At 60.6% G+C, this 22,621-nt stretch carries 26 protein-coding genes and 1 tRNA gene; 14 read left to right on the forward strand and 13 right to left on the reverse strand.

Annotated elements, in window-relative coordinates; all coding sequences use genetic code 11:
* Nucleotides 1-321 precede the first annotated feature (321 nt).
* The 3 genes from AAG591_RS10060 to mobF all read left to right on the forward strand — a co-directional run bounded on the left by AAG591_RS10060 (nt 322) and on the right by mobF (nt 4,779).
* Nucleotides 322-903 (forward strand): cytochrome b/b6 domain-containing protein, encoded by a 582-nt coding sequence (locus tag AAG591_RS10060; RefSeq protein ID WP_342531083.1) that lies wholly within the window; start codon nt 322-324, stop codon nt 901-903.
* 627 nt (nt 904-1,530) lie between these two features.
* A complete protein-coding gene (locus AAG591_RS10065) occupies nt 1,531-1,836 on the forward strand; it encodes a hypothetical protein (RefSeq protein WP_142787201.1) in 306 nt (101 codons plus the stop codon).
* 3 nt (nt 1,837-1,839) lie between these two features.
* Nucleotides 1,840-4,779 (forward strand): MobF family relaxase, encoded by a 2,940-nt coding sequence (gene mobF, locus AAG591_RS10070; protein ID WP_342531084.1) that lies wholly within the window; start codon nt 1,840-1,842, stop codon nt 4,777-4,779.
* Between the two features lie 142 nt (nt 4,780-4,921).
* Here the strand turns inward: mobF and AAG591_RS10075 are convergent.
* Nucleotides 4,922-6,072 (reverse strand): IS3 family transposase gene (locus tag AAG591_RS10075; protein WP_090483156.1). Its coding sequence is split into 2 segments (ribosomal slippage): nt 4,922-5,820 and nt 5,820-6,072, totalling 1,152 coding nucleotides; the frame shifts between segments, so codons are not numbered across the junction.
* A 95-nt stretch (nt 6,073-6,167) separates the two neighbouring features.
* Complete coding sequence (locus AAG591_RS10080; RefSeq protein ID WP_342531086.1) at nt 6,168-7,103, reverse strand: GGDEF domain-containing protein; 936 nt, start codon at nt 7,101-7,103, stop codon at nt 6,168-6,170.
* A 233-nt stretch (nt 7,104-7,336) separates the two neighbouring features.
* Between AAG591_RS10080 and AAG591_RS10085 the strand changes: the two genes are divergently transcribed.
* A complete protein-coding gene (locus AAG591_RS10085; RefSeq protein ID WP_342531087.1) occupies nt 7,337-8,026 on the forward strand; it encodes an HPP family protein in 690 nt (229 codons plus the stop codon).
* Nucleotides 8,027-8,214: 188 nt separating this feature from the next.
* Nucleotides 8,215-9,362, forward strand: a protein-coding gene (locus AAG591_RS10090) for an IS3 family transposase (RefSeq protein WP_342531088.1) whose coding sequence is annotated in 2 segments (ribosomal slippage) — nt 8,215-8,476 and nt 8,476-9,362 — 1,149 coding nt in all. Because the reading frame shifts where the segments join, the coding sequence is not laid out codon by codon here.
* Nucleotides 9,363-9,501: 139 nt separating this feature from the next.
* Here AAG591_RS10090 and AAG591_RS10095 read toward each other — a convergent pair.
* The gene (locus tag AAG591_RS10095) at nt 9,502-9,861 is read right to left on the reverse strand and encodes a hypothetical protein (RefSeq protein WP_342531090.1); all 360 of its coding nucleotides are present in this window, start codon (nt 9,859-9,861) and stop codon (nt 9,502-9,504) included.
* Nucleotides 9,862-10,047: 186 nt separating this feature from the next.
* Here AAG591_RS10095 and AAG591_RS10100 point away from each other — a divergent pair, with 186 nt between their 5' ends.
* Entirely contained in the window at nt 10,048-10,248 is a 201-nt protein-coding gene (locus AAG591_RS10100; RefSeq protein WP_151885244.1) for a dodecin family protein, read from the forward strand.
* Between the two features lie 16 nt (nt 10,249-10,264).
* Nucleotides 10,265-10,441 carry a YegP family protein gene (locus AAG591_RS10105; RefSeq protein WP_151885243.1) on the forward strand — a complete coding sequence of 59 codons (177 nt, stop codon included), beginning with the start codon at nt 10,265-10,267 and terminating at the stop codon, nt 10,439-10,441.
* A 463-nt stretch (nt 10,442-10,904) separates the two neighbouring features.
* On the opposite strand, the gene AAG591_RS10110 is transcribed toward AAG591_RS10105, so the two are convergent.
* A complete protein-coding gene (locus AAG591_RS10110; protein WP_342531092.1) occupies nt 10,905-11,294 on the reverse strand; it encodes a DUF3597 domain-containing protein in 390 nt (129 codons plus the stop codon).
* Between the two features lie 124 nt (nt 11,295-11,418).
* Between AAG591_RS10110 and AAG591_RS10115 the strand changes: the two genes are divergently transcribed.
* Nucleotides 11,419-11,958, forward strand: coding sequence for a DUF937 domain-containing protein (locus AAG591_RS10115; protein ID WP_151885240.1), 540 nt, complete (start codon nt 11,419-11,421; stop codon nt 11,956-11,958).
* A gap of 579 nt (nt 11,959-12,537) precedes the next feature.
* Here the strand turns inward: AAG591_RS10115 and AAG591_RS10120 are convergent.
* Together AAG591_RS10120 and AAG591_RS10125 are read right to left on the reverse strand one after the other, a co-directional pair.
* A complete protein-coding gene (locus AAG591_RS10120) occupies nt 12,538-13,686 on the reverse strand; it encodes a tyrosine-type recombinase/integrase (RefSeq protein ID WP_342531093.1) in 1,149 nt (382 codons plus the stop codon).
* Between the two features lie 165 nt (nt 13,687-13,851).
* A tRNA-Ser gene (locus AAG591_RS10125) sits at nt 13,852-13,943 on the reverse strand.
* Between the two features lie 224 nt (nt 13,944-14,167).
* Between AAG591_RS10125 and AAG591_RS10130 the strand changes: the two genes are divergently transcribed.
* From AAG591_RS10130 to map, 6 genes are all read left to right on the forward strand, one after another.
* Nucleotides 14,168-14,974 (forward strand): DUF1134 domain-containing protein, encoded by an 807-nt coding sequence (locus AAG591_RS10130; RefSeq protein ID WP_342531094.1) that lies wholly within the window; start codon nt 14,168-14,170, stop codon nt 14,972-14,974.
* A 59-nt stretch (nt 14,975-15,033) separates the two neighbouring features.
* Nucleotides 15,034-16,212, forward strand: coding sequence for an amino acid aminotransferase (locus AAG591_RS10135; protein ID WP_342531095.1), 1,179 nt, complete (start codon nt 15,034-15,036; stop codon nt 16,210-16,212).
* On the forward strand, nt 16,199-16,780 hold the full coding sequence (locus tag AAG591_RS10140; RefSeq protein WP_342531096.1) for a GNAT family N-acetyltransferase: 582 nt from the start codon (nt 16,199-16,201) through the stop codon (nt 16,778-16,780). The genes AAG591_RS10135 and AAG591_RS10140 overlap by 14 nt, the downstream gene beginning before the upstream one ends.
* 56 nt (nt 16,781-16,836) lie before the next feature.
* Nucleotides 16,837-16,968: a hypothetical protein gene (locus tag AAG591_RS10145; RefSeq protein ID WP_342531097.1), complete on the forward strand. Its 132-nt coding sequence runs from the start codon at nt 16,837-16,839 to the stop codon at nt 16,966-16,968.
* A gap of 111 nt (nt 16,969-17,079) precedes the next feature.
* Nucleotides 17,080-17,295 (forward strand): ParD-like family protein, encoded by a 216-nt coding sequence (locus AAG591_RS10150; protein WP_342531098.1) that lies wholly within the window; start codon nt 17,080-17,082, stop codon nt 17,293-17,295.
* 1 nt (nt 17,296) lies between these two features.
* Entirely contained in the window at nt 17,297-18,064 is a 768-nt protein-coding gene (map, locus tag AAG591_RS10155; RefSeq protein WP_342531100.1) for a type I methionyl aminopeptidase, read from the forward strand.
* A gap of 157 nt (nt 18,065-18,221) precedes the next feature.
* Here the strand turns inward: map and AAG591_RS10160 are convergent, their stop codons facing one another.
* From AAG591_RS10160 to AAG591_RS10190, 7 genes are read right to left on the reverse strand one after another with little or no spacing between them, the layout of a single operon-like run.
* Nucleotides 18,222-18,707, reverse strand: a complete 486-nt coding sequence (locus AAG591_RS10160) for a hypothetical protein (protein ID WP_342531102.1) — start codon at nt 18,705-18,707, stop codon at nt 18,222-18,224.
* A 14-nt stretch (nt 18,708-18,721) separates the two neighbouring features.
* A complete protein-coding gene (locus AAG591_RS10165; RefSeq protein ID WP_342531103.1) occupies nt 18,722-19,339 on the reverse strand; it encodes a riboflavin synthase in 618 nt (205 codons plus the stop codon).
* A complete protein-coding gene (gene ribD, locus AAG591_RS10170) occupies nt 19,340-20,314 on the reverse strand; it encodes a bifunctional diaminohydroxyphosphoribosylaminopyrimidine deaminase/5-amino-6-(5-phosphoribosylamino)uracil reductase RibD (protein ID WP_342531104.1) in 975 nt (324 codons plus the stop codon).
* Nucleotides 20,298-20,759 (reverse strand): hypothetical protein, encoded by a 462-nt coding sequence (locus AAG591_RS10175; RefSeq protein WP_342531105.1) that lies wholly within the window; start codon nt 20,757-20,759, stop codon nt 20,298-20,300. Before AAG591_RS10175 ends, ribD begins: the two co-directional genes overlap by 17 nt.
* A gap of 54 nt (nt 20,760-20,813) precedes the next feature.
* Nucleotides 20,814-21,533 carry a M48 family metallopeptidase gene (locus tag AAG591_RS10180; RefSeq protein WP_342531107.1) on the reverse strand — a complete coding sequence of 240 codons (720 nt, stop codon included), beginning with the start codon at nt 21,531-21,533 and terminating at the stop codon, nt 20,814-20,816.
* Nucleotides 21,530-21,970 carry a YcgN family cysteine cluster protein gene (locus AAG591_RS10185; RefSeq protein ID WP_342531108.1) on the reverse strand — a complete coding sequence of 147 codons (441 nt, stop codon included), beginning with the start codon at nt 21,968-21,970 and terminating at the stop codon, nt 21,530-21,532. Before AAG591_RS10185 ends, AAG591_RS10180 begins: the two co-directional genes overlap by 4 nt.
* Nucleotides 21,958-22,557 carry an SCO family protein gene (locus AAG591_RS10190; protein ID WP_342531109.1) on the reverse strand — a complete coding sequence of 200 codons (600 nt, stop codon included), beginning with the start codon at nt 22,555-22,557 and terminating at the stop codon, nt 21,958-21,960. Before AAG591_RS10190 ends, AAG591_RS10185 begins: the two co-directional genes overlap by 13 nt.
* Nucleotides 22,558-22,621: the final 64 nt, after the last annotated feature.

The raw sequence follows: 22,621 nt of genomic DNA on the forward strand, positions 1-22,621 counted from the left end.
GTGGGGTTAGGGATCGTCCGGAGCGATCTTTACGAATCCCCCATGACCGTTGCGCTGACATCGTGCGGCCTGTTCACTTTTAGCGGGGCGACATCTCTCCTATTCATATGGCGCTGAAAGGAGGGCAAAGCGTTTATAGCGACCAGAATGAGTTTGCTGGTTTTCGAGGTCGCCTGCGCGCTCCTAACAGGTCGGGGACGCTGGCATATCTCACTGCGACAATTAGCGATTGGCAGCGTCGCTGCAACTGCACCGTTTGCAATAGGAAGCTGGTCGGCCAGGCTATCGGCTGACGGACATCCCACGAGAGGAAATTATCGTATGAAAGTAGAGAAACCAGGTAATACACAGTACTATTCGAACCTGACGCGCTTTCTTCATCTAGTTACGGTACTGGCGGTCACCGCAGCGCTTGTCATCAGTTTGTTCATGACTTATCCAAAGGGCGGAAAGCCGGGTGATTTCTGGTTTGAAGTGCATGAGAAGGCCGGACTGGTCGCTCTCGGCGGATTGGTCCTGTTCTGGCTATGGGCCGTCTTCCGGCGCCGCGAACCTAGTCTTGGTGACTGGTTCCCTTATCTATCTGGTCGTCGGCTTGCCGCATTGTGGGCCGATACCAAGGCGCATCTTGCTATCCTTCGGGGCGGCAAGCTGCCGATCAGCGATGATCAGCCGCTGGCCAATGCCTTCCATGGCCTTGGCGCATTAATCGCTCTTGCCTTGGCGGCGACGGGCACGCTTGGTTATTTCTACGACCAGAGCTGGGCGCTTGGGGTGCACGAGGCACTGGGCCTCCCGATGTGGATATATTTCGGCGGACATGTGTTGATGAGTCTGGTGCATGAATTCGCGCATGATCCAGTGCTAAGGAACATGTTCATCTTTCGGTCCCGCAAACCGTGATGAAACCGGCTCGTGTCACGCTCGACCTCACCAGTAGCGCGCATGACGCGGAAGAGACCCCGGTCCTCGAACATATCGAGGGCCGAAAACCAATCAGCGAGGATGCCGCAGAACTGGCGAAAGACCAAAGGACGTTTGGGGCCGAATGTGGCGAACCAGACCGCATCGATTTGCGGGACCCGTAGTTCTCCAATTGTTGATGGCTAATTGGTCCCCATCCCGGAACATCCATAGAACGCCGGTCTCGCCCACGCTCTCGTCTCACGGCCAAAAGGCCAAGTCTTTTCCGGCGGGAAAGCCCAGAAATCCGCCAAAAGAAGCAGTCGGGAATCTCAATTGGAATCGAGGCTCGCAGTCCCTCTTGACAATGCACACCGTACCCGGAGATCCGGTGTTTGGCAGGCGAGGAATTCTGCGGGTTTCGCCGACATTTCGGCAGTTGTCGCCAAGTAATGTCATCTGATGTCACTCCGCGATCCGCAACTCACATGTGAGTTGCTTGCCACTAAGCCATTAATTTGAAGTCGAAAAATAGCGTTTTCCTACAAGGTCCTCGTTGCCGTAGACTGATGTCAGTCCAGAGGGGTCATTGGGCCGTGGAGGGTCGGCCAAACGTCAGGTGACGCCGTGCGGTTTGCCCTTCAATGCTATGTCGACGAAGACCTTCATGCCCTTGTAAAAGCTGCTGCTGATGCAGCCCATATGAGCGTCAGCCAGTGGCTGAAACTCACTGTCATCGACGCTCTAGACGAACCCCAGGACGAGGCATTCCGCGATCAGGTTCTGGCCGATCTGCTGTTCACCAAGATCGCCCTCGATGGCTGGCTTCGCACCCACAAGGACAAGGAACTGCGGGACCGTGTGGTGGTCGCTTACCAACGACGCATCCGTGAATATCGCGAGCGCAAGGCAGCAAAGCGTGAGGGGCGCTGAGCGATGCTTTCGGTTGCCAATGTTCGCTCGGCTGGTGGTGCGGCCAACTACTTCGCTGACGACAATTACTACACCAAGGCGGACGCTGACCGGTCCGGAATCTGGGTCGGTAAGGGTGCCGAAAGGTTGGGTCTTTCGGGCACGGTCGATGCCAAAGCGTTCGAGGCAATCCTGCGCGGCGAGCTGCCCAATGGCGAACGGATCGGGCACCAGGGTCAGTACCATCGGGCCGGGACCGATCTGACCTTTTCACTGCCCAAGAGCTGGTCGCTTCTGGCACTCGTCGGCAAGGATCAGCGGATCATTGACGCATACCGTTCTGCTGTCGTCGAAACCCTCCAATGGGCGGAGAAGAATGCGGCCCAGTATCGCACCGAGAAGGGTGGCAAAGAACGGCTGCATGCGAGCAACAACCTGACCGTTGCCCTGTTCCAGCACGACACCAACCGCAATCAGGAACCGAACCTGCACTTCCACGCCGTCGTCGCCAATATGACGCAGGACAAGGACGGCAAGTGGAGGGCGCTGCGCAACGACAAGCTGTGGCAGCAAAACACTCTTCTCAATGCCATGACGATGGCGCGCTTCCGGATCGAGGTCGAGAAGCTTGGCTACCGGATCGGCGAGTTCGGAAAGCATGGCAACTTCGAAGCCAAGGGTATCGACCGTGACACAGTGATGGCATTCTCGACGCGGCGGCAGGAGGTGCTTGAAGCAAGACGCGGCGGCGGGCTCGAGGCGGGTGTGGTGGCGACGCTGGCGACCCGGCAGGCCAAGCAAAACGATGTCGATCGCGGTACTCTCATGGCCCATTGGGAGGGGCGGGCCTGGGATCAGAGGCTCGACCTTGAAGGCATGGTGCGCGACGCCAAGCTACGTTCGCACGAGTTGATAGTAGCGGCAACGAAGCGTGCGAATGATCGCCCCACCTTACTTGAACGGGGCAAGGCAATGATCGCCAGCGTCACCGAGCGAATGGGCATCAAGGAGGGCGACCCGCTCATCCCCAAGCGGCTTCATATGAAGGGCAGGGAAGAGATTGCGACGGCTCATGCGGTCGCATCGGCGGTGCGGCATCTATCCGAGCGAGAGGCGGCTTTTACCGCCACAGATCTTGCCAAAGCTGCGCTCGATTTCGGCCTGCCAACGACGATAAAGTCTGTCGAAAAACGTATCGGTCAACTTGCCCAGCAGGGCGCGCTTTTGCGCGGGCGAGGCGCGCAGAAAGGGTGGCTGACGACGTCCGATGCATTGACGCTGGAGACTCGCATGTTGGCCGAGATCGAGAAGGGAAACGGCGCAGTTCGTTCGATCCTAAACGCGGACACCGCAGGACCATACCTGCAAGCTTCAGCAGCTATCAACTATGGCATGAAGTTAAATGCTGGCCAGGAAGCAGCAGGCCGGTTGATCCTGTCTTCGACCAATCGCGTCGTAGCCGTCCAGGGTGTGGCAGGAGCGGGCAAATCGAGCGTGTTGCGTCCGCTTAATCAACTGTTGGAAGAACATGGCAAGAAGGTCATCGGCCTCGGGGTTCAGAACACACTGGTGCGCATGTTGGAGAAGGATACAGGCATCCCGTCGATGACGCTGCATCGCTTTCTCGGGCAAAATCGTAGGCTGCTGGATGGCTCCGCTGGCAAAGCCGAGATCGCCACCGCGCGCGAGGAATTTCGCAACACCGTCCTCGTTCTTGATGAAGCCTCTATGGTCTCTACCCGCGATCAGGACCGCCTGATCCGGCTTGCCAATCTACTGAAGGTCGATCGCCTCGTGCTCATGGGCGACGAAAAGCAACTGGGAGCCGTCGAAGCGGGTAAGCCTTTTGCTCTGGCGCAGCGCGCAGGGACCGAAACGGCGCGCATGGACCACAATCTTCGTGCGCGCTCCGATACCTTGAAGAAAGCTCAGCAAGCAGCGCAGTCGGGCAAAACCAGCGATGCCCTCGAACATCTCAAGGATCACATGGTCGAGATCCAAGAGAATAGTCCAATCGTTGCGGCAGAGCGCTGGTTGTCCCTTCCACATGCCGAGCGAGAACGCACGTCGATCTTCGCCGCAGGTCGTCGGTTGCGCTCCGAAATAAATGCCGCGGTTCAAACCGGGCTAGCTGTCAATGGCGAAATAGGACCAGCAAGCGTTCGCCTAGAAGTTCTATCCCGCGTGAACGCGACCCGCGAGGAGTTGCGCTACGTGCGCAATTACGCGCCGGGCATGGTGCTGGAAGTGGCAAGCCGTCAATCGCGCCATAGGCTTGGGCGCGGAAGTCATGAGATCGCCGCCGTGGATATTGAGAATGGTGTTGTTACGCTTCGCGATGAGCGAGGGCATTTGCGCCGCTTCGTGCCAGCGAGGTTATCGGCGAAGGGCAGCGACCAAGCATTGCAGCTGTTCGAGAAGAAGGATCTCGATCTCTATACCGGGGACGCCATCCGTTGGACGGCCAGCGACCACACACGCGGAATGATCAATGCAGACCAGGCAACCGTGACTGCGATCGACAAGGACGGCGTTTCGGTCAAGAGCTCCAGCGGCATGGAGCATAGACTGAAGCCGAACGATCCGATGCTGAAGCGGATCGACCTGGCCTACGCGCTCAACGCCCACATGGCGCAGGGCCTCACAGCAGATAAGGGCATTGCCGTGCTCGACAGTCGCGAGCGGCGACTGCTCTCGCAGCGCAACTTCCTTGTCACGATCACGCGCCTGCGGGATGAGCTTACGCTGATTGTCAACAACCGATACAAGGTTGGAAGAGGTATCTCGACCAATCTAGGCGAGAAGACTTCGGCAGCAGAAACCACCGAACGGCTTGGGATGGCGGCAGCCAAGGGACGGAGCGCGGGCCAGATCCAAGCGGCTAACAAAGAGCTGCTGGTCGAGCGAGAGAAGGCACCAGAGCTCACTAAGGAGCGGATCAAGCCGTTCGAGATTGGCTTGTAGCTAATTGGCGTGAAGTGGGCCGTATCCTGACTGTCCGCTTTTGGTGAATTAGGACGGAGAAGCAGACTAAGCTTCGGAACTCGTAGATCATCAGCAATCAATGGCTGGGCAAAACGTGACGTGCTCCCCTGATTGTTACCATTCAGAGGTAGAGTCTCGCTCCTTCATGATTGATGTTTGATGGGATGGCAACGTGTCTGGGGGCATGCCCCCAGACACGTTCGCCGGCGATCTCGGCGGGGGTCTTCCCGCCCAGTTTCGAGTGTGGCCTGACCGTGTTGTAATCGTGCCGCCATGCAGCGAGCACGAACCGGGCATGAGCCAGTGAGGTGAACAGCGTCTCGTTGAGGCATTCGTCGCGCAGACGGCCATTGAAGCTTTCCACGAAGCCATTCTGCATCGGCTTGCCGGGCGCAATGTAGTGCCACTCGACCCGCCGTTCCTGTGACCAGCGCAGGATGGCCGACGAGGTCAGTTCGGTGCCATTGTCGCTGACCACCGTGTGCGGCTTACCGCGCACCTCGATCAGGCTGGTCAGTTCCCGGGCCACCCGTGCGCCTGAGAGCGACGTGTCAGCCACCAGCGCCAGGCACTCCCGCGAGAAGTCGTCGACCACGCACAGGATGCGGAAGCGCCGCCCACAGATGAGGCTGTCGGATACGAAGTCGAGGCTCCACCGCTGGTTCGGACCATCTGGCAGCACCATTGGCCTGCGCGTGCCCAGCGCCCGCTTGCGACCGCCACGGCGGCGCACCCTGAGGCCTTCCTCGCGATAGATGCGCAGCAGCTTCTTGTGGTTGGGCTTTATGCCTTCCCGCGCCAGCAGGTAGCCCAAGCGGCGATAGCCGAACCGACGACGTTCCGCCGCCAGCTCACGCAACCGTTGCCGCAACGCCCCGTCATCCGGCCTCGCCGGCTCGTAACGGATCACCCTGCGGCTCACACCAACCAGACTGCACGCCCGACGCTCGCTCAGCCCGTGCTGTTCACGGGCATGGGCGACGGCTTCCCGCTTCGCGCCGGGCGTTACCATTTTTTTGATGCCAGATCCTTCAGCACCACGTTGTCGAGCATCGCCTCGGCCAGCAGCTTCTTCAGCCGACTGTTCTCCTGCTCGAGTGTCCGCAACCGCCGGGCATCGGACACCTCCAGACCGCCGAACTTCGACTTCCACTTGTAGAACGTGGCGGAACTGATCCCGTGACGGCGGCACACTTCCGCTGTCGGCATCCCAGCCTCCTGCTCCTTCAAAACCGCGATGATCTGCTCTTCGCTGAACCTGCTTCGTTTCATTCTCGTCCGACTCCTTTGCGTCGGACTCTACCAAAAACCGGTCACATTTCAGGGGAGCACGTCAAACGCTAGGTGCTTCGGATACGTGAGGCGCGTTATAAGCAGACAAGAAAGTTCGAGGCCTCTCTCTTCGCAATGTAGAGCGCCTTATCGGCTGCCTCGAACAATCTCTGCGGATCCAATCCCTCTCCTTGTGCGACGAAGGCGAGACCGATTGAGACGTTGAGTGGCAATAACTCGCCCTTCCAGGGCACCGGGTTTCTAAGACTGCAGAGGCGCGATCGCACAGCAATCTCCGCTTCGTGAGTTGAACTGACTGGCGGGCCGAGAACTGCAAATTCATCGCCGCCGATCCTGGCTATTATACTCGCTTCGGGAAAAGCATTTCGCAGCCGTTCTCCGAAAGCGGCAAGACACGCATCCCCGGCCGAGTGTCCCCACAAATCGTTGAGCCGCTTAAACTCGTCCATGTCGAACAGAATTAGTGCCCCAACGTCATCCTGAGCATTCTCATCCTGTTGGTCCAGGAAACGCTGAAAGCGTGCGCGATTTCCAACCCCAGTAAGCGGATCCAATTCGGCTGCAGCTCGCAGGGCCTCCCACCGGGTATGGTCCTCGGTGATGTCCTGCTTCATTCCATAAAGAGTTCTGGCTCGCCCACCGGAACTTCGCGTCGCTGCCTTTATTCGTATCCAGCGTTCCTCGCCGTCAGGGCGCACTATATTGGCGTCGAGCGAAAAAGCTCCGCCCGTTTCGATTGCATGCGATCGTTTTCGCTCAAGTAGCTCGCGTGACTGTTCGCAGTAAAGTTCGACAATGCTCTGTCGCTCGAGTGGCTGCTCGGGTAAAAGTCCGAAGAGTTCAAAAACTCCACCTGTCCAGGCAAGACGTTCGCTTTCGATATCGCACGACCAAGCGCCCATAGCTGCGAGAGATGCGGCCTGATCATACAGTTCCAAGATGTTCGCTTCCTCGCCGACTGATAAGTCTGAGCCGCGATCGAAGGCCTTCGGTGCGAGTATTTTGTTCATTGGCTCCCGCTCGAAATAACTGGGTCTCGGTGACATGGTCGAGTAAATACCACGTTTATCCGGACATAAGCGCAAAAACCAAGGAGCAACGGTCGATCACATTAAATGAACCAAGATGACGGAAAGTGGAAGGGCAGAGGCAATCTCCCCTTTGGCGAACGCAGCGCATTCTTGCTCGCTTTAAGCCAATCGGCGCGTCATTGCGCGCGGCCAAGATACTTTCTGGCCTATCAATGAAGCAACTGTTTAAACCCATTCTTGCTGGTGCAACCCTGCGTGACCGCATGCGCGCTTGCGCAGGCGGTATCATCGGAATTGCTTTAACCAGTTTGCTGGCTTGGCTGCTGCTGGACGATTGGGCGAGCGCCCCAATGATTGTCGCGCCTATGGGCGCGTCAGCTGTACTGGTATTCGCGATACCGGCCAGTCCCTTGGCTCAACCATGGCCAGTGATCGGTGGAAACACCATCTCTGCGCTAGTAGGAGTGTTCTTCGCTCAAACGGTGACGTCTCCCCATCTTGCTGCGGGCTTGGCCGTGGGTTTCGCAATACTCCTTATGTCTCTTGCTAGATGCCTCCACCCGCCAGGAGGGGCCGCGGCGCTTACTGCAGTTATTGGCGGGCCTATCGTCGCGTCCGCTGGTTATTCTTTCGCGTTTTTGCCTATCGCGATGAACGCCGTGTGCCTGGTTTTGGTCGGGATCGCTTACCATTTCTTGTCGGGACACAGCTATCCGCACAGACCGCAAGCATTCATGGGACAAAGGATATCTGAACGGGACTTAGCGCCCCCTCACGAGGAAGATATCAGCGCCGCGCTGGCCGATCTGGGAGAGACATTCGATATCGGGCCGGAGGATTTGGAATTAATCATTCGGCGGGTAGATTTTCATGCGGCACAACGCAGGGAAGCCGCGCGATGAGACGGTGTCTTCACAGTGGTGTCGGCGTCGCACGTTATTCAAATTAGAATTATATCGCTCGTCGGTCAGATGCGCCTAATTTTGGAGGCTTCACGATATCCCAAGACTGCTCTGCCACCTGAATTTTGGACCGTTTCGGGTTAGAGTTTTCCGCCGTAAGTATCCTTGGCTGGGCGAGGAGTTACGGCATGAAGGCATCGAAGTTCACGGACGCGCAGAAGGCGTTCGTTATCAAGCAGGGTGAAGAAGGGACGCCTGTGGCAGAGATCTGCCGCAAGGTAGGCATCAGCCAGGCGACCTACTTCAACTGGAAGAAGAAGTACGCGGGGCTGATGCCATCGGAGATGCGGCGGCTGCGTGATCTGGAAGACGAGAACGGACGGTTGAAGAAGATCGTCGCCGATCTGACACTGGATCGCGAGATGTTGCAGGACGTTATCAAACGAAAGCTCTGAGGCCGGATCGCAAGCGCGAGATTATCGACGCTGTTCGGCAGGACTGGCAGGTGACGATCCGCAGGGCATGTTCGGCCTTGCAGTTCGATCGCTCAACCTATCACTACCAGTCCCGCCGAACCGATCCGGCCTTTTTGAAGAAGCGTATCAAGGAGATCTGCGAGACGCACGTTCGCTACGGCTACCGACGGGTGTACTACATCCTGCGCCGCGACGGTTGGGTCGTGAACATGAAGAAGGTCTACAGGCTTTACAGGGAGTTGGGCCTGCAACTCAGGAACAAGACGCCCAAGCGGCGTGTGAAGGCGAAGCTGCGAGAGGATCGTGCTCCGGCGATCAGGCCAAACGATGTCTGGGCTATGGACTTCGTGCACGACCAGCTGGCAACCGGTCGCAAGCTGCGCATCCTGACCGTGGTGGATACGTTCTCACGGCTATCGCCTGTGGTCGATCCCCGGTTCAGCTACCGTGGCGAGGATGTGGTTGCCACTCTGGAACAAGCATGCAGGAAGATCGGATATCCCAAGACTATCAGGGTGGACAATGGCAGCGAGTTTATCTCTCGGGACATGGATCTGTGGGCTTACCAGCGCGGTGTGATCCTCGACTTCTCTCGCCCTGGTAAGCCCACAGACAATGCGTTCATCGAGGCGTTCAACAGCAAGCTGCGCAGCGAGTGCCTGAACGCGCACTGGTTCCTGTCGCTGCAAGATGCTTGCGAAAAGCTGGAGGCCTGGCGTAGACACTACAACGAAGAGCGACCGCACAGTGCGATAGGGAATATCCCCCCGATCATGCTGGCAAACTCAGCCGGTGCAACCAGCCCACCGGATCTGGGAAAGGCGGAAAACTCCAGACCCACGTGGTCCGACGTTGGGTAGCAGTGCAAACAACCGCCCGGCTCTAATCCCAGCTGGGGGAAAGCTTGGGGTCACGTCATTTTCCGTTCTTGATTTCAACGGTTCCTCGCAGGACGGGTTCCACGTTGGCGAAGGCCGCGCCCCACGCTATTCAACTTCGTCAGCAATCGATGTGAAGTTCTAGTAGCTCCAGGGCCGCATATGGATGCCGGCGAACGAATTGGGTGCGGTCAAGGATATCACCCTCATTGTAGCAATTCTGAGCAATGGCAGTTTCTTTCTGCCATGCCCCTCGCGTCCAGACCCAAGCATCTTCGCTTTGACGGCAGACCACAATAGGCCGTCCTTTCAACTCGAAGAAGTCCACCGCTCCAAATTCGCTTCCCTCGTCCATCCGTGCCCCCAAGAATAATACGCCCTGTGTATTAAAGTAAGTAGCGGGCGTGGTTTGAGCAATGTCCTTTATAAAGTGGGCTATTGTGGCCGGCAAACGCACAGATCCATCCAGCCCCAGTCCCATCTGCCAGTCACGGGTCCATCGGCCCAATCTGGCTTTTCTTACCCGCACGTCTAAATCTAGATGGGATAGCGACTTGCTTTGGGGGCATCACAGGGTTTAACAAATGTAATAGAGCTCTGAGCGCCTCAACTGCTGCGCCAGCAGGTGGAGCAACGCACTCGGCTAAATGTTCAAAGGAGGACTGAAGTGGCGATAGCTAAAACGATCGAAGTGATTGCGAGTTCAACTCAAGGGATAGAGGCTGCAGTTCGCGACGGCATTGCCAAGGTCGGCGAAACCGTCACCAATATCGAGGGCGCATGGGTAAAGGACACAAAAGCAGTCGTCCGCGACGGAAGCGTTGCCGAATGGCGTGTGACCATGGTGATCACATTTATCGTAAACTGATTTGAAGGAACGAGATATGGCACATAAGTTCGAGATACATAAAGACAAAAAAGGCGAGTTTCGCGTTCGGTTCAAATACAACTCGGAGGTCATGTTCGCGTCGGAAGGCTACACCAGCAAATCGTCTGCTATCTCCGCCATCGAATCGTTTAAAAAGAACGGACCGGGAGCCCAGGTAGAAGATAACAGCTAAAGGTCTCTGCAATTGCGCTCCACCTAGGTTGGTGATGCGTAAAGCCGCTGAATAAGGAACTCGGGAAGATGAACACTCGAACGATCGGAATTCTTGGCCTCTGCATTGCGCTCGCTGCGTGCAATTCCGAGCCTGCCGAAGAAGCAGCGCCAACCGAGGTGCCGGCCGCGGAAACTCCCTCGACGACGATGACCGCGCCCGTTGTCATGGAGCCCGCTCCTGAAGGACTGCCGTCCCGCATTGCTCGTGAGGTAATCGCAGAGAGTGGACAGACCTGTACTGAAGTAGCGAACGCCGAGCGGGGCGCAGACGGAACAATTACCGCAAATTGCGCAGGTGGAGAAACCTACCAGATCTACACCCAGCCGGGACAGGGACCCGTCGCAGTCGAACAATAAAGTCCAACGCTAATCGGCCTCGCATGCCACGTGCTGCGAGGCCGATTGACTGAAGAGCGCGAATTCTAGTCAAGAAGCTCGGGCGGAACCTTTCCGCCGTTGGCTGCCAGTTCGCGCATCGTTGCCTTGTGGAGCCAGATATTCATTTCTGCGCTTCCATCGAGCTGGCCTGTATAGCCCAGTTCCTGAGCCAGTTCCTTACGGTTGTCCAAGCTGGAGTCGACACCGATCAGTTTCATGAGGTCGACAATCGAAGTCCGCCAATTCAAGTCCTTGCCCTCGGCCATGGCCGCCAGATTGCGTTCGACATCCACTTCGGAAACTTCCGTGGGAGCTGTCTGTTGCGGCTTTACGCCAGGACTCGCACTAGGCGAGACATTTCCAGCTCCAGGCGGCTGGGATGCAGCTTTCGCCTCGCCAAAGATAGCGTCCTTGATTTTTCCGAAAATGCTCATGAAATTCTCCTCGTTAGCCCGAAGAGGATGCTCCGCGATCCGTTCGTTGGCAAGGGGGGTCACTCCGCGTTGCGTATTTGTCGAAATCCCGTAAGTTCGAGAAATCCCAAATACGGAGATAGCAATGGACCCCAACGAAATCCTTCGCTCGCAGGGCGGAATTAGCGCCATCGCCAGTCAGCTGGGCATATCCGAAGCACAGGCGGAACAAGGTGCTGCAGCGCTTTTGCCTTCAATCCTCGGTGGGTTTGGTCAGAGAGCCGAGGGTTCGAAAGGCAGTGGTCTTGGCGGGTTAGGGACCATCCTGGAGACGCTTGGCGGAGCAGACCTCAGCCGTGATGTCGTCGGGCCGGGACCGACACACGTCGAAAAAGGCGACAACATCCTGGGCGAAATATTCGGGACAAAGGATGTTAGTCGGCAAGTAGCTGGAGAAGCATCGCAAACAACAGGGCTGGACCCTGCACTGCTAAAGAAGATGCTGCCAATCGTGGCGATGCTCGTTGCTGGATACCTGTCGTCGCAAAAGAACAAGCCGGGTCAGCCCGGTGGTCTGAATGACGTGTTGGGACAGGTCATCGGCAGCATGGGCGGTACAGCCGGTGGCGGTCTGGGAGGCGGATTGGGCGGCGTGCTCGGCTCCATTCTTGGCGGAAGGCGCTGATGCTACGCTAGGATTTCATCTCTGATCAAAGCGGTGTGGACGACTAGCGGCTAACTTTCGCGCTCACCCTATGAAAAAAGGCATGATGCGGGGAACTGCCCGAGAATAACTCTTGGAAGACACCCCCACACAGCGCGGGCAATCTTGCTTCGACAGCGTGCGCCTCTTCCAGTGTCTTCACGTCAATGTGAAGGCGGAGGTTTTTCCGGAACGTGAAACTGATCTCAACAGCACTGGGAAACTCGGCATTGAGCGGCTCGATCAGCTTAGCTAACCCCCCGATATTGGGCGTTGCCCCTCACTGGCTTTGATCGTTGCTACGTTTTCCGTGTTTCGATCCGGGTTCGATTGCACCAATAAGTTCCTTCCGATCTGAGGTCTCGTTCTCACACATCCGGTCGACTTTCGGCAAGAAGCTTTAAATATCGGCTGACGATAGAGTAGCAGTCGCGTTCCACCTCGCCAAAGGCTGACGCAGTACCGTCGGAGCAGCGGACGGTCCGCTTTTAGGAAGTTCAACTGTGGTCATCTATGTCCGGAATGAGGGCGCAAAGCCGCCGTGCTCATGAGAGTTCTTCTTTACCCTCCCATGCAGAAATCTGACCACTCGCGCATAAGTTCGCGTCGTTTGTCCAGATAATTGGTGCGGCGATAGGCGGCCTCCACTTTGTTGCTAACCGTATGGGCTAGTGCCGCTTCCGCCACCTCACCGGGATAGCTGGTCTTCTCCGCTGCCCAATCCCTGAATGCAGATCGAAAGCCGTGAACAGTGAAGGGTAGCTTCGCGTAGCGCAGAATCTTTAGCAGCGTCATGTCGGACATCGGACGCAAGACGTTGCGACCGGGGAAGACCAGATCGCTGCATTCAGCGTAGTAAGGTCTGGCACGTTCGAGCACGTCGATTGCCACATCGGTCAGCGGGACCACGTGTTCCTTTCCAACCTTCATCCGCTCCGCAGGGACAGTCCAGAGTTTTGCGTCCAGATTGATCTCCGCCCATTTAGCACCCCGCACTTCCCCCGATCGAGAGGCAGTCAGGATCAGGAACTCAAGCGCGAGCCGTGCGACACTCGTTCGCTTATGCAGATGCTTCAAGAAAGTTGGGACATCCTCATAGGGCATCGCAGCGAAATGACCGTCCTGCTTCGGCTGTCGTGGCAGTGCGCGGCTCAGCGAGCGCATTGGCGCTTCGGTCGCGCGCATTCCGTTTGCGTATGCCCAATCCAGCACAACGCCTATCCGCTGCTTTACCCGGCGAGCCGTCTCTGGCTTCTCCAGCCAGAAATCGAGCAGCACTTCACGGATGAGCGGCCCCTCGATGTCGTTAACCAGCCGGTCGCCGAGCTTTGGAAAGGCATAGATTTCGAGCGTCTTAATCCACTGATCCTGATGTTTGCCGTTCTTCCAAGTCGCCTTTTGTTCTGAATGAACCTTCTCCGCAGCAGCTTTGAAGGTAAGAATTTCGATCTTCTTGCGCTTGCGCTCCTCGATAGGATCGATCCCCCGCTTGATGTCGCGTCGCAGGTCAATGGCGAGTTCGCGGGCCTCATGGACTGTGATCAGGTCGAGAGGACCAAGCCCAATGTCGCGCCTTCGCCCATTCACGGTGGCGCGTAGTTGCCAATTGCCTTTTCCTGGCCTGTTGAGTTCGAGAAACAAGCCGTCGCCATCACTGTAGCGACCTGGTTCCTTGAGCTGCCGAATCTGGCCTTGAGTGAGCTTTCCCATATCCATCCTTTCCGCTTCGCCCCCACATTCACCCCCACAAAGTGTGGGGGACATTGTGGGGGCAGTAGGAACAAAATAAGAACTAGAGATTCCATTGCAAGTCCGAAAAACCGCAGAATTCTGCGGCTTTCAGGGACTTTCTGGGATCTCTTGGGATGGTATAGGTGGCGGAGACGGAGGGATTCGAACCCTCGATACCCCGATAGAGGTATGGCTCCTTAGCAGGGAGCTGGTTTCAGCCACTCACCCACGTCTCCGCACACGCGCCGCTGGCTAACTGCGGCCCGAGAGCGGCGCGCTATAACCACGGTGCACGCAAGGCACAAGGGGCGTGAACCACTGCGCGCATGTTCCCGGCTGCGGACTCGACTCGCCCTGTTTTCGATTCGCTTCATCGCCTTGCGGCTTGATGCGTGAGGTTCATCGGATTCAGTCTATCGACGGGACTGTCCTGAAACCAATTCGCGAAGGAGCGAGGTCCATGACCCGCACTCTCAGCATCCGCCGGCTTGCCACTGTCCTCGTCGCTGGGATGGCGATGATCGCCACGCCGCTCGCGGCGCAACAGTCGATCGAGACGGTCGACCCGAGCCAGGCGATCGACGGGGACCTTTCGGAAAATCCCGGCGAACCGTGGATCTACGACGATCGCGATCCGGTTCCGGACCCGCAGCCGCAGACCGACCAGTCGAGCGTCGCGAACTGGACCGACCTGACGCCGGAGAGCGAGCCGAGCGAAGGCACGATGGCGCACGGCGAGAACTACGCCTACGCCGCCGAAGAGGCGGTCGCGTCAGGAGACAATGGCACCTGGCGCGACGACGACCTGATCGGCGCGGCGCAGAACTTCTTCGGGGAGAATGCCGAGGGGATCGCGCGGATGATCGAGAAGGTGCTGGCCGACCAGGGCAAGCCCAACGGTTATATCGTCGGTCGCGAGGCGGGCGGCGCGTTCTTTATCGGTGCACGCTACGGCTCGGGCACGCTGTACCACAAGGTCGAAGGGCAGATGCCCGTCTACTGGACCGGACCTTCCATCGGGTTCGACGTGGGCGCGAATGGCGGCAAGACCTTCGTTCTGGTCTACAACCTGTTCGATACCGAGCAGCTCTACGAACGCTTCCCTGCGGGCGAGGGGCAGGCCTACCTGATCGGCGGCGTCACCGCGAGCTACCTGCGCAAGGGCGATACGGTGCTGATCCCGATTCGCATGGGGGCGGGGCTGCGGCTCGGCATCAATGCGGGCTACATGAAGTTTTCCAAGAAGCAGCGCTGGTTGCCCTTCTAACCGCGCCGCCGCGCATATTAGCGGTTGCCCTCGGGTCCCTGCGATAGCATGGGACGCGCATGCTCGAACGCCTGAAAGACACTCCGCCCGATGCGCTGCTTGCGCTGATCGCCCAGTTCGCCTCCGACGAGCGTGAGGACAAGATCGACCTCGGCGTGGGCGTGTACCGGACCGACGATGGCGCGACCCCCGTGTTCGGCGCGATCAAGGCCGCCGAACAGCGGCTGTGGGAAGAGCAGGACTCCAAGAGCTACTTAGGGCCTGAGGGCGACCGCGGGTTCGTCCACGCGCTGATGCCGATCATCTTCGGCAGCGATGCGACGATGGGCGGACGGATCGAAGGGGTGCAGACCCCGGGCGGCACGGGGGCGGTGCGCCTCGCCGTGGCGTTGGCAGAACGCGCGGGCGTAAACCGCGTGTTCGTCGGTACGCCGAGCTGGCCCAACCATATCCCGATCATCGAAGATGTCGGGCTGGAAGCCGTCACCTTCAGCCATTCGAACGAAGACGGCAGCGCCGATGCCGATGCGCTGATCGAGATCGTGCGGCAGGGCCGCGAAGGCGATGCCGTGCTGATCCACGCCTGCTGTCACAACCCCTCGGGCATAGATTATACCGACGAACAGTGGGACGCGATCGCCGATGCGCTGGCGAACAGCCCCGTGCTGCCAATCATCGACAGCGCCTACCAGGGGCTCGGGACCGGGCTGGAAGAGGACTCCGCCGGACTGCGCAAGGTGCTGGCCAAGGTGCCCGACGCGCTGATCGCCTATAGCTGCGACAAGAATTTCGGCCTCTACCGCGACCGGGTGGGTGCAATGTACGCCAAGGTTGCCGATCCTGCGCAGATGGGTGCGGCGATGTCCAACGCGGCGGCTCTGGCGCGCGCCAACTGGTCGATGCCGCCCGATCACGGCGGCGCGGCGGTGCGGATCGTGCTGCGCGACGAGGACCTGCGCCAGCAATGGCTCGAAGAGCTCGACGGCATGCGCAAGCGCCTGCGCTGGGTGCGTGCGACGCTGGCCGGGGCCGATAACAAGGTTGATGGCGTGCCGCTCGCCCATCTGGAAGAGCAGAACGGCCTGTTCGCGATGTTGCCGCTGAACAAGGATCAGATCGCCAGGCTGCGCGAAGACCACGCGGTCTACATGGCAGGGTCTGGCCGGATCAACATCGCCGGGTTGACCAAGGGCAATATCGACAAGTTCATCGCCGCGCTGGCGGATGTCGCCGCCTGAGCTGGACCGGCAGCCGCTCCTCGAAGGGGAGCGGTATCTGCTGAGGCCACTCACCGCCGACGACTGGAGCGCGCTGTACGCGGTCGCTTCGGATCCGGCGGTATGGGAACAGCACCCCATGACCGACCGCTGGCGCGCGGACGTATTCCGCGCGTTCTTCGAGGATGCGCTGGCCAAGGGCGGCGCGCTGGCGATCATCGACAAGCGCGACGGTGCGATCATCGGCTCGTCGCGGTTTCAGGCGCTGAAAAGTGCCGAGGATGACGAGGAAGAGCAAAGCTCGGTCGAGATCGGCTGGACCTTCCTCTCCCCGCGCTACTGGGGCAAGGGCGCCAACCGCGAGGTCAAGCGGCTGATGGTGGGCCACGCGCTCCAGAGCGTCGAACGCGTCGACTTCCGCGTGGGCGAGGCCAACTGGCGCAGCCGCATCGCGCTGGAGAAGATCGGCGCGCAGCAGACCCGGCGGACCGAATTGTCGAAACATCAGGGCAAGCGGGTGCTGCATCTGGTGTATGCGATCACCCGCGAGGATTTTACGAACGGGCCGCTCTCGCAAGGTCTTGAATAAAAATATTTTTCCACGTTCTTGGCGGAACGATCACGGGTGCCGTTGCTTGCCCGGATATGCCCTATCTGAACGAAGCCGAACTGGCCCGTCTGTCCGCCAGAGAACTTGGTGTCTTGCGCAATTTCGCGCAGGCTACGCGCGCCATCGCCATCTCTGGCAGCAAGGCCGCCAGAGCGGCGAAAGCTTGACCGACGGCCCGGCCACGGCCGCGCGCAAGACCTCCAGCCCGATCGCCGCTAGACGCTGCGGGATATCCGGTGCATATACGGTCCGTATTCGAATCGTATAAAGGGTGGCTCATGGGGCTGGTGAAGATCGACGACGAACTGCACGAGCAGGTCCGCATGGCCAGCGCGGTCATGTGCCGTTCGATCAATGCGCAGGCCGAATTCTGGATGAAGATCGGGCGGCTGGCCGAAGCCAGTCCGACGCTCTCCTTCAACGATATCGTGAAGCGCGAACTTGCTCTCGCCACCGAGGCGGAAGGCGCCAGCGACGCCCGCGCCGCTGCCTGAGATGGTCAAGACTCCCGAAGAACTCGAACTGATGCGCGTGTCGGGGCGGCTGCTCGCTTCGGTGTTCGAGATGCTCGATACGGTCGACCTGGCGGGCATGTCGACCATGCAGATCAACGATCTGGTGGAGCGCTTCATCCGCGATGATTGCGCTGCGCGCCCCGCGAGCAAGGGGCAGTACGGCTACGAATACGTGCTCAACTGCTCGATCAACGAAGTCGTGTGCCATGGCGTGCCGTCCGATGAGGCGATCGTGCGCGATGGCGACATCATCAATCTCGACATCACGCTGGAGAAGAACGGGTTCATCGCCGATTCGAGCAAGACCTACCTCGTCGGCGACGTCTCGCCGCAGGGCAGGCGGATCGCCCGCGTGGCGCAGGAGGCGATGTGGGCGGGCATCCGCGCGGTCCGGCCCGGCGCGCATCTGGGAGATGTGGGCCACGCGATCGAGAAGCACGCCAAAAAGAACAACTGCACCGTCGTGCGCGAATATTGCGGCCACGGGATCGGGCGCGAGATGCACGAGGAGCCGCAGGTGCTCAATCACGGACGGCCGGGCAGGGGCCTGCGTCTGCGCGAAGGGATGACCTTCACGATCGAGCCGATGGTCAACCTGGGCCGCGCGGCGACGGTGACGCTCGACGACGGCTGGACGGTTGTGACCAGGGACGCAAAGCTCTCCGCCCAGTTCGAGCATACCGTGGCGGTGACGGCGGACGGGGTCGAAGTCCTGACGCTCAGGAAGGGTGAGACAATGCGACTCTAGCGCAGCCGCTGACGATCCTCCTGCGCAGGCCTACGCGCTGTCCTACAGCGCGCCGTCTCGCTAGTTTGGGGATTGCTCTTTCACACCGTCGATACCGCGCAGAAATCCCATCCGCGGGGGCGAAAGTTTTCTCCCACTGCACACTGTGTCAGGTGTGTCAGGCGGCCATTGCGAAACGCGGGACCGCCACAGAAAAACCGGCCCCCGGTCCATCGCCATCGTCGTCGTTCGCCTTGCTGAGCTCAGCCGGGGTGCGCTGGTTGCGCCTGGCACGCGGCGTTGCGCTGCCCACCTTGCGTTTGTCTGCCTGCCGTCGCCCGAAATGCGGCCTCCAGCGGGACAGGACGGCGTGCGTGCGGCCCCACGAGGCAGATGCCGCCGCGATCACCACCACATCGACGTAGAGCGCCAGATCGGCGGCGTAGACCAGCATCAGCTCGGGTCCGAAAAGCAGCAGAGCTTCGCCGCTGATCAGCAGCATGACCGATGCAATCAGGATGAACAGGTACTGGTGCCGCCTGCGTGCCAGCAGGATCGCGAGAGGACGTTCGACCAGATGCCGGTTGAGCATCCGCCGGAGCGGGATATCCGGGCCGAACCGCATGAACAGCGCCAGCGCCAGCATTATCCCGTAGCTTAACATCGTCTCGTTCCCCGTTACCCGGCCAGCCCCTGCATCCGCTTGAGATAGCGAGCGAGGACGTCGATTTCGAGGTTTACCCGATCGCCCTCGGCAAGCGCGCCCAGCGTCGTCACTTCACCGGTATGCGGGATGATGTTGAGCGTGAAGGTACAGCTGCCGTCGGAAAGATCGTCGACGCCGTTCACGGTCAGCGACACGCCGTCGACTGTAATCGAACCCTTCGGCGCGATGAACGGGGCATAGTCCGCCGGGGCGCGGATGGTGAGGCGGATCGAGTCGCCGTCCCCACGCTTGCCGACCAGCTCGCCCACGCAATCCACATGTCCGGTGACGATGTGCCCGCCCAGTTCGTCGCCCAGCTTCAGCGCGCGTTCGAGGTTCAGGCGTCGGCCCGCCTCCCACTGGCCCGGCGCGGAGCGCGAGACGGTTTCACCCGATACGTCGACCGCGAACCACGAATTGCCGGGATCGCCGCCACGCTCGACCACGGTCAGACAGACGCCCGAACACGCGATCGAGGCACCGATGGCGATGCTCTCCGGGTCGTAGGGGCAGGCGATTCGCAGATGCAGGTCTCCGCGCTGCTCGATGCTGGCAACTGTGCCGATGGCGGTGACGATTCCGGTGAACATTCAGCTTTCTCCGCGAGTTCGCACAAAGGCCTCGAAAATGTCGGGCCCGAGTTTGCGTCGTTCGACCGGCTGCCAGCGTCCATGCGCCTCTGCAAGTGTGGCGAGGCCGAGATCGCCCATTGCCCGCAGCCCGTTTCCGATCACGATGGGCGCGCGGTAGACCTCCAAGCGGTCGACAAGGTCGGCGGCAAGGAAGCTCGCGGCAGTCTGCGCGCCGCCTTCGACATAGAGATATTGCGCGGGGATACGCGCGATGTCGTGCGGCGCGGCAATGGTCTGCGCGCCATCCACATCGCGCGAGGTCAGCACCCAGCGGGACGGGCTGCGATCCTCGAGGCCCGGCAGGCGGACATCGAGGCGCGGTGCGTCTGCGCGCCACGTCCCGCCGCCGACGAGGATCGCGTCCGCCAGCGCACGGCGGGAATGGACATGTGCCCGCGCCGCTTCGCCGGTGATCCACTGACTGCTGCCATCGGCGAGCGCGATGCACCCGTCGAGCGACATCGCCAGCTTGAGCGTGACATGCGGACGCTGGAAGCGGGCACGGGTGAGGTAGCCTGCAAGGCTCTCGGCGCAGTCCGGACAGTGAGGTGTAGCGACCTCGATGCCCGCCGCACGCAGCCTTTCGATGCCCTTCCCGGCGGTGCGGGGATCGGGGTCGCTTACCCCGACGATCACCCGCGCAGGCCTCGCCTCGGCCAACAGATCGGCGCAAGCGGGGCCGCGTTCGGACCGGTGTGCGCAAGGCTCCAGGGTGACGTAGACGTACGCGCCCTGCGCCGCTTCGCCAGCCATCTGCAAAGCCATCGCTTCGGCATGCGGGCGACCGCCGCTCTGCGTCCAGCCGCGCCCGACGACGCGCCCTTTCTGCACGATGATGCAGCCCACCGAAGGGTTACGGTTGCTGGCGGGGCGGCCTCTCAGCGCCAGTCGCGTTGCCGCGGCCAGCCAGCGCCCATCACTCGCTGCGGTCATCGGCGCTGTCGTTGCCCGCTCCGCCTGTCGCCTGCTCGAGCCGCGCCTTCTCCGCCGCCTCTTCGCGCGCCTTCTCGGCGGCGATCTCGGCTTCCATCTTGTCGGTATCGATTCCGGTCGCCTGGCCCAGCGCACGGTACATCTCGCGCCGCTTTTCGATCTGCGCATCCAGCAGCCGCTGGCGCGCTTCCTTGCGCTCCTGATTCTCGACATTGGAGGCGATGATCTCCGCGTCGGTCCGGTCCGGCGCGAAGCTGGTGAGGTAGACGATGTCGGGCTTGGGGGGCGGGGGATAGACCCGCTCCTTGATAAAGGGATAGAGCCCGAGGCCGGTCAGCGCGCAGGAGGCGAACAGGATCGGCCAGCGATAGGGCTGGGGGCGCTTGAGTTCGGTCCACAGGTCGCCAACACCACCGGCGACATCGTATTTCGGGCTGATCCGCATACGGCCAACATAGGGCACGCCGCGCCGCCCCGCCAGTGGCGAAGCGAAATCGGGTCAGCCGAAGCTGCTGAAGAGCCCCGGTCCGTTGGCTTTGAGCCAGCGTTCTGCGGCGGGCAGGTCGCCTTCGAACAGATCGCCGAGCAGCGCGTGGAAGCGCGGCGAATGGTCGAAATGCACGCGATGTGCGGTTTCGTGGGCGACCACCGACCGGCGAACCTCGTCGGGTGCCTGCACCAGCCGCCAGTTGAGGCGCACGGTGTCGCTCGACGAACAGCTGCCCCAGCGCCGCCGCGCATTGCTGAGCGCGAAGTCGGGCACGGCCAACCCGGCGCGCGAGGCGTAGAAAGCGAGATCGTCGGCGAACAGCGCGCGCGCCTCGCCCTGCATCCAGCGCTTGAGCCTGGGGGCGAGTGTGTCCTGCGGTCCGCCGAGTGTGATCGCGTTGTCGCTCAGCACCGCCTTGCGTGGGCGGTCGGCGCGCCAGTCGATCGTCAGCTCGCGCCCACGGAAGGCAAGTGTGCCACCGGGCTGCGGCTCGGCGCGGGCAGGGCGCTTGGCCAGCTGCGCCTCCAGCCACGCCGCGCGCGACTGGGCAAACCTGACCGCCTCCCTGGTAGTGCCCCAGCGCGGCAGGGTAACGCGCGCGCTCTCGCCGTCTTCGCCCAGGCGCAGCGTCATGCGGGTGGCGCGGGGGTGGCGGCGAATGTGCAGGGGCAGTTCGCCGGTGCCGAGCACGACCACCGGATCGGCAGGTGCCCGCAGCCACTCGATCATCCGTCCCACTCGACGATATGATGTTCGAGCGGCCCGGCATCGGTTTCCGATATCACCCGCCCGGCAATGCCTGCGCCCTCACGATGCACATCCTCGCGCGATCCGGTGAGGAGATAGTGCCAGCGCGGTAGCTCGCGATTCTCTTCGCGGCGGCGGTAGGCGCAGGTTTCGGGCAGCCAGGGCAGCTTGCCGACCAGCGACCGCGTCAGCCGCAGGCAATCGGGGACGTAGGCCTTGCGATTGGCGTAGTCGCGGCAGCGGGCCGTCTTGCAGTCGAGCAGTCGGCACGCGACGTTGGTTTCCGCCAGTTCGCCGGTATCCTCGTCTTCCAGCTTGTGCAGGCAGCAGCGGCCGCAGCCATCGCACAGCGCCTCCCATTCAGGTTGCGTCAGCTCGGCCAGCGGGCGCTCCCAGAAACGATCCCTCAGCGCACCCATTTATCGAGCTCGGCGGCGACCGCGTCGGGGCCTGCATCGGTCGGAAGGATCGCAATCGGCTCTCCGTCCGGACCAAAGAGGTAGGTGATGCTGGTGTGATTGACGAGGTATCCGCCCTCCTCGTTCTTCTTGCCGAGCGAATACTGCGCGGCGAACTCCTTGGTCACCTTGTCGAGCTGTTCCTTGCTGCCGGTCATTCCGATCAGGCGCGGGTGAAACTGGTCGGTGAACTCGCGCAGCACTGCCGGCGTGTCGCGTTCGGGATCGACACTGATGAATAGCGGTTGGACCTTGGCTGCGCGGTCGGGAGACGCTGCCTCGAATTTCTTTAAGCCTGCCATCGCGCGCCCGACGTCGACCGGGCAGACGTCCGGACAGAAGGTGTAGCCGAAATAGAGCGTGCGGTACTTGCCGTCGAAATCGCTCCACGAAACGGGCTTGCCATCTTCACCGGTGAGCGTGAAGGGACCGCCGATGGCAGCGCCTTCGAGCGGTGGTGGCGCAGCGGTCTGCTCTCCCGGCGAACAGGCGGCGAGGCCTGCCGCCAGCGCGGTGAAAACGACGAAGGATTTGATCGGGTGGCTCATGGCAATCGGGTTCAGCGTCTGCTAATTGCGGGCTAGGAATAGCAGCCCCTTACAGGAACTAGGG

This window comes from Citromicrobium bathyomarinum, from assembly GCF_038594485.1.
Taxonomy (GTDB): Bacteria; Pseudomonadota; Alphaproteobacteria; order Sphingomonadales; family Sphingomonadaceae; genus Alteriqipengyuania; species Alteriqipengyuania bathyomarina_A.